13 protein-coding genes are annotated in these 14,686 nt (G+C 67.4%); 7 read left to right on the top strand and 6 right to left on the bottom strand.

Features of this window, described 5'->3' with window-relative positions:
• A complete protein-coding gene (locus tag LXB15_RS11570) occupies positions 1–819 on the bottom strand; it encodes a sulfurtransferase/chromate resistance protein (RefSeq protein WP_233948605.1) in 819 nt (272 codons plus the stop codon).
• Between the two features lie 956 nt (positions 820–1,775).
• Between LXB15_RS11570 and LXB15_RS11565 the strand changes: the two genes are divergently transcribed.
• Positions 1,776–3,530: a monovalent cation:proton antiporter-2 (CPA2) family protein gene (locus tag LXB15_RS11565; RefSeq protein WP_233948604.1), complete on the top strand. Its 1,755-nt coding sequence runs from the start codon at positions 1,776–1,778 to the stop codon at positions 3,528–3,530.
• 819 nt (positions 3,531–4,349) lie between these two features.
• Here LXB15_RS11565 and LXB15_RS11560 read toward each other — a convergent pair.
• Positions 4,350–5,078: a L,D-transpeptidase gene (locus LXB15_RS11560; protein ID WP_233953138.1), complete on the bottom strand. Its 729-nt coding sequence runs from the start codon at positions 5,076–5,078 to the stop codon at positions 4,350–4,352.
• A gap of 184 nt (positions 5,079–5,262) precedes the next feature.
• On the opposite strand from LXB15_RS11560, the gene LXB15_RS11555 reads away from it, so the two are divergent.
• Positions 5,263–6,171 (top strand): LysR family transcriptional regulator, encoded by a 909-nt coding sequence (locus tag LXB15_RS11555; protein ID WP_233948603.1) that lies wholly within the window; start codon positions 5,263–5,265, stop codon positions 6,169–6,171.
• Positions 6,172–6,238: 67 nt separating this feature from the next.
• Here LXB15_RS11555 and LXB15_RS11550 read toward each other — a convergent pair whose 3' ends face one another.
• The gene (locus LXB15_RS11550) at positions 6,239–6,388 is read right to left on the bottom strand and encodes a hypothetical protein (RefSeq protein ID WP_233948602.1); all 150 of its coding nucleotides are present in this window, start codon (positions 6,386–6,388) and stop codon (positions 6,239–6,241) included.
• A 177-nt stretch (positions 6,389–6,565) separates the two neighbouring features.
• On the opposite strand from LXB15_RS11550, the gene LXB15_RS11545 reads away from it, so the two are divergent.
• The 4 genes from LXB15_RS11545 (at position 6,566) to LXB15_RS11530 (ending at position 10,605) form a co-directional block, all read left to right on the top strand.
• Positions 6,566–7,165, top strand: a complete 600-nt coding sequence (locus tag LXB15_RS11545) for a MipA/OmpV family protein (protein ID WP_255696588.1) — start codon at positions 6,566–6,568, stop codon at positions 7,163–7,165.
• 112 nt (positions 7,166–7,277) lie between these two features.
• On the top strand, positions 7,278–7,580 hold the full coding sequence (locus LXB15_RS11540; protein WP_233948600.1) for a hypothetical protein: 303 nt from the start codon (positions 7,278–7,280) through the stop codon (positions 7,578–7,580).
• Between the two features lie 74 nt (positions 7,581–7,654).
• Entirely contained in the window at positions 7,655–8,269 is a 615-nt protein-coding gene (locus LXB15_RS11535; protein WP_370640224.1) for a TetR/AcrR family transcriptional regulator, read from the top strand.
• Between the two features lie 239 nt (positions 8,270–8,508).
• A complete protein-coding gene (locus tag LXB15_RS11530; protein ID WP_233948598.1) occupies positions 8,509–10,605 on the top strand; it encodes a prolyl oligopeptidase family protein in 2,097 nt (698 codons plus the stop codon).
• Positions 10,606–10,833: 228 nt separating this feature from the next.
• Here the strand turns inward: LXB15_RS11530 and LXB15_RS11525 are convergent, their stop codons facing one another.
• From LXB15_RS11525 to LXB15_RS11515, 3 genes are all read right to left on the bottom strand, one after another.
• Positions 10,834–11,550, bottom strand: a complete 717-nt coding sequence (locus tag LXB15_RS11525; protein WP_233948597.1) for a glutamine amidotransferase — start codon at positions 11,548–11,550, stop codon at positions 10,834–10,836.
• A gap of 18 nt (positions 11,551–11,568) precedes the next feature.
• Positions 11,569–12,576 (bottom strand): homoserine dehydrogenase, encoded by a 1,008-nt coding sequence (locus tag LXB15_RS11520; protein WP_233948596.1) that lies wholly within the window; start codon positions 12,574–12,576, stop codon positions 11,569–11,571.
• 202 nt (positions 12,577–12,778) lie between these two features.
• Positions 12,779–13,657, bottom strand: coding sequence for an alpha/beta fold hydrolase (locus LXB15_RS11515; RefSeq protein WP_233948595.1), 879 nt, complete (start codon positions 13,655–13,657; stop codon positions 12,779–12,781).
• Between the two features lie 98 nt (positions 13,658–13,755).
• Between LXB15_RS11515 and LXB15_RS11510 the strand changes: the two genes are divergently transcribed.
• Positions 13,756–14,664 (top strand): LysR family transcriptional regulator, encoded by a 909-nt coding sequence (locus tag LXB15_RS11510; RefSeq protein WP_233948594.1) that lies wholly within the window; start codon positions 13,756–13,758, stop codon positions 14,662–14,664.
• The last annotated feature ends 22 nt before the right edge of the window (positions 14,665–14,686 follow it).

Raw genomic sequence — 14,686 nt, 5'->3', positions numbered from 1 at the left:
TCACGAACCGCCCTTCCGGGCGGGCCAGTTGTGCGTCTCGTCGGTCGCGTCGCGGCACCAGCGGTAGAAGGCGTCGTAGAGGAGGAGCCCCGCCTCCAGTTGCTCGAGGTCGTCCGCATACATGCGCGAGAGGCCGAGCGAGGCGGCCAGCAATCCGGCCGCTTCCGGCGCCAGGTCCGGCCGGGCGGTGTCGGCACCCCGGACCAGGGTCGCCAGCCGAAGCAGCGGCGGCGTCGCAAGACCCATTTCCTCGACCATCGTGTCGAAGGTGCAGCGCTCGCCGCGGTGGCTCCAGAAGACGTTCTCGACGTCGAAGGGCGCAGCCCCGAAGCGCTCGCCGACCGCCTCGACCTCGGATGGCTGGACGAACAGGAACACCGCGAAGGGGTCGACGAAGCGCCGGATCAGCCAGGGACAGGCGATCCGGTCGACCTTAGGCCGCGCCCTAGTGACCCAGATGGTCCTGCCCTGGGCGTCCCGTCCGGGGAGCAAGGCTTCCGGCACGGCCGGCAGGCCCGCTGAGGACCAGGCCTCGTGACCACCCTCCAGCACTTCGGCGGCGACGCCCTCATGGCGCAGCCAGGCGGCGACGCCGTGGCTGAGCTTTGCGCCAGTATGGCAGACGACGACGACCGGCCTGGCGCGAAGGTCCGCCGCCCAGGCCGCGACAGTCGCATGATCCCTGCGCACCGCGCCGGGCACCAGCCGCGGGTCGGCGGCGAAGTCTTCCACGGTTCGCACGTCGACGACGAGGGGAGATTTCGGAGTCCCGACGAGGCGGGAGAGCTTGTCGCATGAGATGGTGATCGTCGAGGCCATGACGCGTCCTTTCCATGAATGGATCGATGGACGCGATGCTTCGGCCGGAGCCTCGTGGGGAGATCGCAGTCCCCAGGCCCGCATTCAGCCAGAGCGGTCGAGGATGTCAAGCCACTGGTGCTTCGGTTCAGCTATCGCCCCGCGCTCGCGAGATAGCCGATCATCTAGTCTCCGACGAACCTACGGTCGGTGGCACGATCCCGACCACGCTCAGACTAAAGGCACGACGAAAGACGCTCAGCGGCTTGGATGGCTGCTTCTGGGAATGGCGCATCCACTGGCTAGAGTCTGCGTTGGGTCGAGAGCGGAGTGGAAGCTATTTGCGACATCGCTCCAGAAGCGGACGTTCTGCTCCCGGCCATTCCGGAAAACAGAAATTATTCCCGGTCTGGGTGGTAAGCGGACTAGCGGCTTTCGAAAAGGGAGCCTCGAAAGCTGCCATCGCCGAATAGGTGGGCAATTGGCCAAACTAATCCGACCATCCGGGACCAGACCTATCAAGCGGCGGGTCCCTGGAAACCCGGCGGCGGAACGGCGTCGTCAGCATCCGGATCTCGCCTTTGGGGCCGGTCCTGAGTCCGCATGACCGGGGTGACCGTCAGCCCGCCAGCGTATGGCTAGGCAGATCCTCGAAAACGCGACTGAAGCCACTCGACAATCGGCTCACCCGCAGACAGGCCGCCCGCATTGCGGACGATCCTAAGCCTCATGATGTCAACCAAGTTCCCCATGTTCGTCGCTTCGGGTCCAGATTTCCTAGGGGTCAAAATTGCACGCCGGATGACATACGGTCGCATCCGGTGCGACGCAGCCCGAGAGAAGGGGAATCGATGCATAGTCATTTGCGGTCAAGCCGCCGGGTCACGCGATGGATCATCGGGTCCGCCGCCGCCCTGGGAACCTCGCCGGTCCTGGCTGCCGAAGGCGACGGGCCATCAGGCCTCACGAGCCTCGAGATGGCCTTCACCGAGGCGCTCGCCCTCATCGCGCTCGCCTGCCTCTTCGTGCCGCTCGCCAAGCGGCTGAACCTCGGCACCGTCATCGGCTACCTCGTAGCGGGCGTCGCGGCGGGCCTCGCGCTCAACCTCTCCTTCTCCGACCATCCCGAAGAGCTCCTCCATTTCGCCGAGTTCGGTGTTGTCCTCTTTCTCTTCGTGATAGGCCTCGAGTTCCGTCCCCGACGGCTGTGGGAGCTCCGGGGCACGATCTTCGGGCGCGGCCTGGTGCAGGTGCTCGTCTGCGGCGCAGTTATCGGCGGTGCGGCCTTCGCCTTCGGGCTCCACTGGCGCGCCGCGCTCATCGTGGGCCTCGGACTCGCGCTTTCTTCCACCGCGCTCGTCATGCGCGAGATCGACGAGAACGGCGAACGGCGGACCCCCTTCGGCGAGACCGCCATCGCCGTCCTTCTCTTCGAGGACCTCGCCATCGTGCCCCTTCTCCTCCTCGTCACGCTCATCGCGCCGACAGGCGAGGACATGACGCTCGGCGGCAACGTGGTTGCGGTGGCCATCGGCATCGCCGCCATCGCCTTCCTCATCCTCGTCGGCCGCTATGCGCTGAACCCGATGTTTCGCGTCATCGCCCGCACGCGCACGCCCGAGCTGATGACGGCGGCGAGCCTCGGAGTGGTCATCTTCGCCGCGCTCGTGATGGCGCTCGCCGGGCTCTCCTACGCGATGGGCGCCTTCATCGCGGGCGTGATGCTCGCGGATTCCGCTTTCCGGCACGAGGTGGAGGCGGATATCGAACCGTTCCGCGGCCTCTTTCTCGGGCTCTTTTTCATCGCCGTGGGCCTCTCCCTCGACCTCGGGGCGGTGGCGGCGAACTGGCTTCTCATCCTCGTCGCCGTGCCTGTCCTGATGGCGCTGAAGGGCCTGGCGATCTACGGCGTGTCGCGCGCCTTTGGCACGCCGCACCGGCTCGCGCTCCGCATCTCGATGGCCATGGCGCAGCACGGCGAGTTCGGCTTCGTGCTCTTTGCCGCCGCCGCCTCGGCGCTGATCCTCGATCCCGAGACCTCCTCTGTCGTCGTGTCCATCGTCACGCTGTCCATGGCGCTGTCCTCGCAGTCGGACCGCGTCTTCCGCCGCCTCGTCGGGGCCGCACCGCGCGAGGAGCTGGAGGAGGACTACTCGGATGCCGGGGGCTCGGTCCTCGTGGTGGGCTTCGGGCGCGTTGGACAGGTTGCGGCACAGCCCCTCGTGGCCGAAGGGATCGCCGTGACCTTCCTCGACCACGATGCGGACCGGGTGCGCGAGGCGCAGCGCTTCGGACGGCGGGTGCACTTCGGTGACGGACGGCGGCGCGAGGTCCTGCAGGCGGCGGGCGCGGCAGAGGCTCGTGCGATCGTCATCGCGACGGACGATCCCGAGACGACGCTCGCCATCGCGCGCCTCGCGGCACGAGAGTTCCCCGGTGCGCGGCTGATCGTGCGAGCATTCGATCGCATCCACGCTGTGCGCCTGTTGAACGAGGCCGTCGACGGCATCGTCCGCGAGACCTTCGCCTCGGCGCTCGAGATCGGGGCCGAGGGGCTGCGGAGCCTTGGCTATTCCGAGGTGGAGTCCCAAAGGGTCGTCGAGGACATCCGCCTGCGGGACGAGATGCGCCTACAGGAACAGGTGACCCTCGCGCGCGGGCAGACAGACCGTACCGACATCGTCGCCGCCATCGCGCCGCAGCCGCTGGTGCAGCGACGGGACGAAGCTTGATGGCGCCCCGGGGTCATGTCCGAACAGATCATCGAGCGACGGGGCGCCCGACGCCTCGTCAACCCGCAGCACCCTGACCTACCGGTCGCGTTTGTCTCGGTAGGGAATTTCAACCGAGATCGCGGAAATTGAACGGTTATGTGGTGGAGAAGGTTCGACCGCAGTCCCATCCCCTCCGCCACTTGCCCCCCCCGAAAGCGTTCTCCGGATCCGGCTTCATCCGGACGATCGCTCGCTCGCAACGATGTCATCCCTTCGGTGAACCACAGGGCATCCAACGGCCGCGGGCGGTCGACCGGGTAGGGCAGGACCAAGCGCGACCGCCGAAGGCGGACGTGGATGGAGAAGGTATGCTATGATCAGTAGGTCTCGATCAGGCTAGGAGGTGACCATGTCAGGCTTCGCACTCTGGGTATGGATTTTGGTTGCTCCCGTCATCGCCGTTGTGGTTCTCGCGAAACGAGATCGGTTTGGGCCCGCCAACCCGGTCTCTGGCTCGGCCCCGCGTCAAACCGGGTAAGCGTAAAAGGTTCGAGTTCCTCGTCTCACTTGCTTGACGAAGTCAGCCGTGTTTCTGCCAAGGCGGCTTTTGCCGGCCCTGCTATTTCTCGGGCGAGCTTCGCGTTCGCGCCTCCGTCCAGGGAAAGCATTCTGCCGGATTTCCGAGTTGGCCGGTAGCCAACAGGTCCTCGCCGGAGCGGATCGCGGCGAAGTAGCGGTCCCGTTAGGCAAAGGGCGAGACGGCCGGGAGGAGATACGGCTTTGCGTCTCGCCATGGTCCGCTCTGCCAGGCGTCTGCGTCCCCGGTCGCGCGGGCGGTCAGGCGGTCAGCGGCGTCTGCTTCACGACGATCGGCGCGTGATAGGGCACGCGCTCGTAGAGGTCGATCACGTCCTGGTTCACCAGCCGTACGCAGCCCGACGAAGCGGCCGTTCCCATGGTCCACCATTCGGGTGAGCCGTGGAGGCGGTAGAGCGTGTCCTCGCCGTTCTGATGAATGTAGAGGGCCCGCGCGCCCAGCGGGTTGCCGATCCCTGGCTCCATGCCGCCATTCGCCACCGAGTACGTCTCCAGCTCGGGCTTGCGTGCGATCATCTCGGCCGGCGGCTTCCAGCGCGGCCAGCGTTGGCGCCAATGGACGATGCCGCGGCCTTCCCAGGTGAAGCCGACCCGCCCGATGCCGACGCCGTAGCGCATGGCGGTGCCGTCCTCCTCGACGAGGTAGAGGAAGCGGTTCGGGGTATCGACGACCACCGTGCCGGGCGCTTCGCCGGTCGGGTCGAGCACCTGCTGCCGGTAGAATTTCGGATCGATCTTCCAATAGGGAACCGCCGGAATCGCGTATCCGTCGTCGACGACCGCCGCGTAACGGGCGTCGAGTTCCGGGGTGCGCAGGGCGTCGGAGCCGATCGCTTCGTGGGCCACGGGCGGAAGCACCGGCGCCGGTTGCAGCGATTGCGCGAGCGGCTGGCCGCTTCGGGTCGCGGCACAGCCGGCGGCGAGGACATTCGTTGCGACGGCGCCGAGAACGAAGGCGCGGCGCGACATAGAGGCTGTGGTCAAATCGTCTATCCGGGCTCGAAAGGTGAACCTCAGCCTACATCTTGCCCCGCATCTGGCTAGCCGGTTATGGATTATGCAGGCCATAACCGAAAAGAATGCATTGCGCCTTGCGAGCGGCCCGTCGCCTTCGCGACGGTGATCTTGCGATGCGAGAATCGTGGAGTTCGAGATGGATCTGGCAGCCGCCCTTCGCGCGTTCACCCGCACGGTCGAGCGCGGCTCGATCACCGCCGCGGCCCAGGATCTTGCGATCTCGCAGCCGGCCGTGTCGAAGCATATCGCCAATCTCGAGCGGCGGGTCCGGGCGCGCCTCCTGGAGCGGTCCGCCCGGCTTGTCCGCCCGACGCCGGAGGGCCAGGCGCTCTACGACGCGAGCTGGTCGGCGCTTGCCTCGATCGACGCCGCCGTCGAGGGGCTGCATGCCACCGCCGGGACCATCGAGGGGACGATCCGCGTCCATGCGCCGTCATGCATCGGCGGCAAGTATCTCCATCCGCTTCTCATGAAGTTCCAGCGCGCGCATCCGAACGTCGCGTTCGAGCTGATGCTGGAGAACCGGACGGTCGATCTCGTCTTCGAGAACTTCGACATGGCGTTCATCCATGGTCGTCCGAGCGCCCAGGACCTGATCATCCGCCGTCTGGGCCTGGCGCGCCGTATCCTCGTCGCCAGTCCGGACTTCCTTCAGGAGCACGGTCCGGTGGAGACCCTGGAGCGGCTGTCCGAGATTCCGCTCGTCACGACGTACCGCTCGATGACGACGAAGAACCGTCTGATGCTCCTTCGCGATGGTTCACCGACAGAGGTGGAGGTGCGTTCGATCCTGCAGAGCAACGACGCGCACGTGATCTCCCGGACGCTGTTCGATGGTAATGCGGCGGGAACGGTCCAGCATCTTCTGGTCGTCGACGAACTCGCGTCCGGACGGCTGGTCCGAATCCTCCCCGACTGGGAGGTGCGTCCCACCGAACTGTTCCTGGCCTATCCGTCGGTGAAGTTCATGCGTCCGGCGGTCCGCGCCTTCGCCGACCATGTCCTGGATCACATCGGCGCCGTCGAGGGGCTCGACAGGTCGTGAGGCTGCGTCTCGAACGTCGACATCGCGAAACCTCGCGTCCGCGTCGGGGCGACCGGATCGGCTGGACTCAGGCGGCGTAGCTGCCCGCGTCGGTGCCGGTCGCTTCATCCGGCTTGCCCGGCCAGGATTCCATGAACTGCCGGACGACCGTCTGGAACTGCTCGGGCCGGGCGCCGCCATTGGCCTGCACGACGAGACCGTCGGCGACGGTGATCACGTAGCGGCCAAGGCTGTCGGTGTCGGTATCGGCCGGCAGGTCGCCCTCGGCCTTCCAGCGCTCCAGCCGCTCGCAAAGCTGCTGGAGATCCAGAAGCCGGCGATGCCGCGGGAGCGCTGGACGCTGGCGCGGGCTGCCTCTTCCGCCCGCTTGCGCGCGTAGCCAGTCTCGACGACCGTGCGGAAGAGCGGCTGTCTCGCAGCCGCTAGCGGTCTCCGACTGGCTTGCTCGTTCGCGGACGGCAGTCGGACGACCGTTCGGCGGGAGCGCGGATCGTCACGCCGTGCCGCGCCCGAAGCGCGCTACGCCTTTGGCGGCGCCGAGGGCGTGGTCGGCGGAGCGGGCGCCAACGCCATCTATCGCCTGACGCCGCAGCTCATTCTGAAGGCCGGACCTTTCGCGACGCTCGCCTCCGAGGATTACACCGAGACCTATTTCGGCGTGACCGCGGCGGAGTCGGCGAATACCGGCTTCCGCCTCGACGCCTATGACCCGGAGGGTGGCCTGAAAAGCGTCGGCGTCTCCGGCTCGGCCCGCTACGCGTTCCGGCATGACTGGTTTCTCAACGCCGAAGCCTCCTCCAGCCAGATGGTCGGCGATGCCGCGGACTCGCCGACCGTCGAAGCCGGCGACGAAAGCCAGTTCACCTTCGGCCTCGGCGTCTCGAAGCACTTTACGCTCGACCTGTTTCAAGACCCCGGACTGCCACGACGGCGCGATGCTTCCTGCGTCGTTCCAGAGAGGCGCGCCGAAAGGCCTTGCGCATTGTGTCACTAAGTGACATATGTGGTGTCACTTAGTGACAGCAAGCTGGACCGTCAGGCCATTCGGCCTGTTCGCGAAACTCCAGCATGACAAGCCGGGATGCGGCTGAGAACGAGGCAATCGAATGAAGAACTCCGATATGGGCGCTGTACCTCGGCCCACCCTCCTGATGGCCGGGCTCGGCCTGCTTGCGCTCACGCTTGGTGGCTGCCTGTCGCCCGAACAGCAGCGCATGGCCGATCTGGGCGAGGATCAGGGGACGTGCTCGAACATGGGCGCGCGTTACGGCTCGCCGGAATACACAGCGTGCATGCTCCAACAGCAACAGCGCCGCGATGAGGAGCATCTCCTGTTTCTCGAGCAGGCGCGCATCAGTCAGCAAATGGCGCGCGATGCCCAGGAGATGCGGGACAGGCGGCGGGACTAGGCGCCGGCGCTTGCCAGTTCCGGCCTTCAGGGCCAGAAGAAGGTGAACCGCGCCGAAGCCACCCGGGGGTCGCCATCAAACGCTCGAAAGCAGAAGAGGCAAGGCTCACCGTCTCGCGCCATGCAGCGGATCTGTTCTGGAAACACGGCGTGGACGGGACCAGCGGAGAGATGATCGCCGCGGCAGCCGGGCTCTCCACCCGCACGATCTGGCGCTATTTCCGCTCCAAGGAGGCATGCGTCGAGCCGTTGCTCAGGGAGGGCGAATTGCGGTTCGTCGAACTGCTGAAGGGCTGGCCCCGCGAACTGTCCATCGAGGCGTATCTGCGATCGACGATGCCGACCTATCTCGCCGACGAGGCGGCGGTCCGCGACGGCGTCGCCGCCGCGCGCATCGTCGCCCTTCTGCCGAAGGAGCCGGCCCTGCGATCGGCCTGGCTGATGGCGTGCAGCCAGTCCGAGGCGGAGTTCGTCGGCATCGTGGCTTCGCGGGCCCGGCGCTTGCCGGACGATTTCGACGTCAGGCTCTGCGCCGCCGCGGCAATGGCGGGACTGCGCATTGTCGACGAAACGATCAGTGCGGCGGCCATCAACGACGGCCGGCATTTCGAACTCACAGAAGTGACCGAACGGATCGCCGCCGCCATCCGCGCGGCGAGTACGCTGCCGATCTGCGATCCGGTCGAATGATGCGTACGAACGACGCTTAGGACCTGCCTCCTCGCGAGGCCGCGTAAAGCGAACCCGATGGAGAAATCATGCGGAGAACCGCATCAGCCCGGATTTCCGGGCCCGCTTCCGGCTGCCTTGGCGAAACCACCGCGCGCCGCTTTTCAGACGGCTTTCGGCGGCTGCCTACCTTGGCGGCCACTCTCATCCTGACCATGCTCTGGGCGATCGGCCCGGCATCTGCAGACGGGAACACATCCATGACCTACCCCGAGACCCGACGCATGGACGTCTCCGACCAACGGTTCGGCATCCCCGTGTCCGATCCCTATCGCTGGCTGGAAAGCGACGTTCGCCGCGATCCGTCGGTCGCCCGGTGGGTCGATGCGCAGAACCAGCATTCCGCCCCCTATCTCGCGTCCCTCCCGGGGCGGGATATCTTCCACGAGCGCCTGACCGCCCTGTTCGATCACGAGCGGCTGACGACGCCGGAGAAACGGGCCGGACGCTACTTCTTCACGCGCAATGCGGGTCTCGACAACCAGTCCGGCCTCTTCGTCCGCGAGGGGGTGAACGGCGCCGACCGCGTCGTCATCAATCCGAACAAATGGTCGCACGACGGCACCACGGCACTCGCCGAATGGGCCCCATCCGAGGACGGAACGCGTGTCGCCTTCGCGATCCAGGAGGCCGGCGCGGACTGGCGCACGATCCGCGTCCTCGACGTCGACAGCGGCGAGATTCTTGAGGACGAGGTCAAGTGGGCGCGGTTCACCACCATCGCCTGGGCGACGGACGGATCGGGCTTCTTCTATGCCCGCAATCCCGAGCCGGACACGGACGCGCCCTTCGAGGCGCTGGTCCTCGGGCATTCGATCCAGTTCCACCGGCTCGGCACGCCGCAGTCCGAGGACCGGATCGTCCATGCGCCGGAAAGCGCGCTGCCGTTGATCCATACGTTCGAGGTGACGGCGGACGGGCGTTACGGGGTGATCTATTCCACCGCGCTGACGGGCGGCAATGCGCTCAGCCTGGTCGACCTGTCGGACCCCGACTGGCCGGTCCGGCCGGTGGTGGAAAGCTTCGACCATGGCTGGTCGCTCGCCGGCAATGTCGGCACGAAGCTGTTTCTCCTGACCCAGCAGGGGGCCGAGCGCGGGAAGCTCGTGATGGTGGATCTCGCCGATCCCGACGCCGCTTCCACCGATGTCGTCGCGGAACGGCCGGACGCCGTGATGCGGCTTGCGGGCCTTGTCGGCGACAGGCTGATCGTCACCTACATGATCGACGCCAAGACCGAGATCGAGCGCTTCAGGCTCGACGGAGCGCCTGACGGGCATGTCGAGCTTCCGGGGATCGGCAGTGCCGGCGCCTTCCATGGCCGTCCGGGCGACGACGAGGCCTTCTTCGTCTTCACCAGCCACGACGCGCCCACGAGCATTCACCGCTACGACGTGGCGAGCAACACCAACACCGTCTGGGCCGCGCCGGCCGTCGCCACCAATCTCGACCGGATCGTCGTCGAGCAGCATTTCTATCCGTCGCGGGACGGCACGCGCGTGCCGATCTTCGTCGTCCGCCGCCGCGACGTGACGGGTCCCGCACCGACCATGCTCACCGCCTATGGCGGCTTCGGCATTTCGATGGTGCCGTTCTACTCGCCGCCCGCGGTGGCCTGGGTCGAGCAGGGCGGGGTCTACGCCGTCGCCAACATCCGCGGCGGCGGCGAGTACGGCAAGGCCTGGCATGACGGCGGGCGGGGACCGAACAAGCAGAACAGCTTCGACGATTTCATCGCCGCGGCCGAGTTCCTGAAAGGCGAGGGGATCACCGCCGAAGAAGGGCTCGCCATCCACGGCGAGTCCAATGGCGGCCTCCTCGTCGGCGCCGTGGTCAACCAGCGGCCGGATCTTTTCGCGGCAGCGCTCCCCGGCGTCGGCGTCATGGACATGCTGCGCTTCGACCGCTTCACCGGCGGCCTGCTCTGGGCGCAGGAATTCGGCAGTCCCGAGGTCGAGGCGGACTTTTCCAACCTGCTCGCCTATTCGCCGCTTCATAACATCCGGGCGGGGGCGACCTATCCTGCCATCCTCGTCACCACGGCCGATACCGACGATCGGGTCGTTCCGGGCCATTCGTTCAAGTACGTCGCCGCCCTGCAGGCCACAGACCTCGGCCCGCGGCCGCACATCCTGCGTGTCGACAGCAAGGCCGGTCATGGCGGCGGCAAGCCGATGGACAAGGCGATCGACGAGTTGGCCGACATGTGGGCCTTCGCCGCGCATTGGACCGGGCTGACGGTCGGCGAGGCCGATCAAGGACACGATCGACAGGCGTTCCCCGGGGCGAGCCGCTAGCGCAGCCCTTGATCAGTTCGCGACGTCTCCGATCGCGGCTTCGGACGGCGCTGGTGATCGGTCCGTCGCGGCCGGGGATCCCCCAGCGCGCCCGTCGTAACGCTGCCGGGCGTCCGCGACCTCCGTGAGATGCGCCATGGTCCAGGCATAGAGAGCCTTGAACGGCGTCTGGAGCGAGCGGCCGTCGACGGCGACGGACGAGTACTCGAAGCGTATCTCGCCAATCGCCTACTGTTCGGGCTGATCGTTTAGGCCGGCCAGCCATCGATCGATCAGGCCGGCAGCGGCCTTTTCGAGCTGCTTTCCGTATCGCTCCGCGTCGCGGCGCAGGGCGACAGGGCTGATGCCGGCGGTCGCCAGTTCGCTGGCATGGCCGATAAGCCAGTGCTCGAACCGGGCCGAAAGCACCTCCGGGTGGAACTGCAGGCCCAGGACATTCGGGCCCCGCGAGAAGGCCTGGTTGCGGCAGAGCGGGGTGGCGGCGAGGCGTTCGCAGCCATCGGGCAGGTCGAACGTATCGCCGTGCCAGTGAAGTACGGGAATGCCGCGCAGGGCGCCCAGCGGATGGCGCTCGCCGGCATCGGTCAGGTCGAGCGGCGACCAGCCGATCTCCTTGGCCGGCCCCGGATAGACGCGGGCGCCGAGAGCGGCGGCCATCAGCTGCGCGCCGAGGCAGATACCAAGCGTCGGTCTGCCGGCTTGAAGGCGCGCCTGCAGGAGCTGCAGCTCCTCGGTGACGACGGGATAGGCCGCGTCGTCATAGACGCCGATCGGGCCGCCGAGGACGACGAGGAGGTCTGCCCCGAGCGGATCGAGGCGCCCGATGTCGCTTTCCGCGACATCGACATAGGCGATATCGTAGCCCGCCTCCCGCAGGGCCGAATCGAAGCTGCCGAGATCCTCGAAGCCGACATGGCGAAGGGCCTGTACGGTTCGCTGGGGCATGAACTGTCTCCGAAAGCGTCAGGGCCGGTAGGCGGATCGTGCCGCCAGGATGTGCTCGAGATCCTTCAGTGCCGCCGCGCTGGTGGCGAGGGGTTCGGTCCCGGAGCCGATGGCGATCGTCTCGCCCATCGCGTCGGTGGTGATGCGGATCGCCTTGTTCTTCCCCCGCACCTGCGCGAACGGATCCGCAAGCGGAAAGGTCCTGATGCCGACGCCGGCCCGAACCCCGCCATTGTCGCGGACGAGACTGCCGACAAGCTTGGGCACGAGGCCCTCCGCCTGCCACACCGCAATCTGCTCTCCCTTCACCGACTGGATTCCCTCGACCACGAGGTCGTCCATCGCCAGATCGAGGCCGAGCCCGAAATTGGCGAGGATCAGGAGCTTGCTGGCGGTATCCCATCCTTCCGTGTCGTTGCGCGGATCGCTTTCGGCGAATCCTCCCGCCTGCGCTTCCCGCAACGCCTCGTCAAACCCGATTCCGCGCGCCGTCATGGCGTCGAGCAGATAGTTGGTCGTGGCGTTCAGGATGCCTTCCAGCCGCAGCACAGTGCAGCCGGCCAGGCTGTGCTCGATGAGGTCGATCGTCGGCAGCGCCCCGGCCGTGGCGCCGCTGATCTTCAGGCGCGCGCCGGAGGCTTCGGCAAGGGCGCGCAGTTCCGGTCCGCTATGGACCAGCGCACCCTTCGAGATGATGATCGCGTCCCGGCCGTCGGACAGGGCGGCGCGGATATAGGCAAGGGCCGGACCTCCCGTGCGGAAGTCGCTGGGGCCTGCCTCGATCAGGATGTCGGCGCCGCTGTCCGCCACGAAGTCAGGGCCGGACAGGCCCACTTGCAGCGCGTCCAGGCGGTCCGGCTCGAGTCCTTTCGGGTCGCTCAGTCCTGACCGCGAGCCGCAGACGGCGACCAGGCGGACATCGGATCCATAAAGGCTCCGATAGCGCTCGCGGCGCGACAGAAGCAGCATCGCCGTGGCGCGACCGACGCCGCCGAGGCCCGCGATGGCAACCTTCACGACACGCACGGGTCCTGCCTTTCCATCCTGCCTCCGTGTCGGCTTCACGGTGCTCCGATCGCGGCGAGCCGCTTCATGCGTTCGACGTCGGAGCGGCCGGCCGCCGCGTGCTCATTCCGGCGGCCGGCGTTCCCGCGGATGAAATATGATTCGACGCGGCCCGCAAAGTAAGCCGGAGCTCGCGGGCGGTCCGATCCCCTCGGCGCGACTCTCAGGCCGACCCGTCGGGGAAGCCGGACACCCGCGCGAGGAACGGCCCGATCAGCGCCGCGATCGCCTCGGCATGCGTTTCGAGCGCGAAATGCCCGGCGTCGAGCAGGTGGATCTCCGCGTCCGGCAGGTCGCGCTGGTAGGCGAGGGCGCCGGCGGGCAGGAACGCCGGGTCGTGCCGTCCCCATGCGGCCAGAAGCGGGGGACGATGCTCGCGGAAATAGGCCTGGAAGGCCGGGTAGAGCGCGACGTTGCTGCGATAGTCGAGGATCAGGTCGAGCTGGATCTCCTCGGCACCCGGCCGCGCCATGTAGGCGATGTCGAGTTCGTAGCCGTCGGGCGACAGGAGCGCGGGGTCGGCACCTGTCTCGTACTGCCAGTGCCGGATCGTGTCCGGTGCGAGCGAAGGCCGGCAGGCTTCGCGGTTGGCGGGGCTCGGCTCGCGCCAATAGGCCTCCCACGGCCCCCATTCGTCGCTGAATCCCTCGACATAAGCGTTGCCGTTCTGGGAGACGATCGCCGCCACCCGCTCGGGATGACGCAGCGCCAGGCGCAGGCCAACCGGCGCGCCGTAGTCGAAGATGTAGAGCGCGTAGCGATCGAGCGACATCGCCTCGGTGAAGCCGTCGATGACGTCGGCCAACCGGTCGAACGTATAGTCGAAGGTGCCGCGCGGCGGCGCCTTGGTCTGCCCGAAGCCGGGCAGGTCCGGCGCGACGAGCCGGAAGCGATCGGCGAGAAGCGGGATGAGGTCGCGGAACATGTGGCTGGCGGTCGGGAAGCCGTGCAGCAGGAGGATCACCGGCGCATCGCGCGGCCCCGCCTCGCGGTAGAATACCTCGACGTCGCCGACCGGCTTGAACCCGTAGCGTATGGTCATCGCGCAATCCTTCCATGGTTGAAGGAGAGCTAATGCGTTTCGCTTTGCGGAATAATACGCTTATCCTGCAAGGGCTGATTGCAGGATTGGAAACGTCGATGGACCGCTTCGAAGCCATGTCGATCTTCGTCGCGGTGACGGATGGCGGCTCGCTGGCCGCCGCCGCCCGAAAGCTCGGGCGCTCCCCCGCGTCGGTGACGAGGGCCGTGGCAAGCTTGGAGGCCACCGCCGGCGAACAGCTCATCGAGCGTTCGACGCGCCGCCTTGCCCTGAGCGAGGCCGGAGTTCGTCATCTCGCGGCCTACCGGCGGGTGCTGGGCGATCTCGCCGAGCTTCACGCGCCATCGCCGGATGCCGCCGTCAGGGGCAGCGTGGTGATCACCGGGCCCGAACTGTTCGGCCGGATGCGGGTGATGCCGGTCGTCGAGAGCTTCCTCGCCGCCCATCGGGAAGCGCAGGTTCGCCTGCTCCTGCTGAACCGCGTGGTGGACCTCGTCGGGGAAGGCGTCGACGTGGCGGTCCGGCTGGCGCATCTGCCGGACTCCGCGATGACGGCGGTCCGGCTGGGCGCGGTACGCAGACTGACCTGCGCCGCGCCGGCCTATCTGGCAGAACATGGCTCGCCGGCCCGTCCTCCGGATCTGGCGGACCATCGCTGCATCGGGCTGAACGACGCCGGGACGCAGGCACTCTGGCGCTATCGCGAAGCCGGCACCCGGCGCCGCGTCCGTTCGGTGCGGGTCAACTGCCGCCTCGCGCTGAACGGCGCGGGCGCCGCCATCGACGCCGCGGAGCGCGGTCTGGGCATCGTGCGGCCCCTGTCCTATCAGGTCGAGCGCCAGATCGCCGACGGGATCCTGGTCGCGCTTCTCGAGCCATACGAGCCGGAAGAGATCCCCGTCCACCTGGTGTTTCGGCCGCGGCGTGCCGACGGCAGTGCCGTGCGCGCCTTCATCGACCACGCGACGCCGCTGCTGCGACGGCAGTTCAAGGAGGAGCGGCCCTGACCCCGTCGCCGGCCGTCAGAGG

The organism is Aurantimonas sp. HBX-1, assembly GCF_021391535.1.
Lineage (GTDB): Bacteria > Pseudomonadota > Alphaproteobacteria > Rhizobiales > Rhizobiaceae > Aurantimonas.
This window is presented reverse-complemented; position numbering and strand designations above follow the sequence as displayed.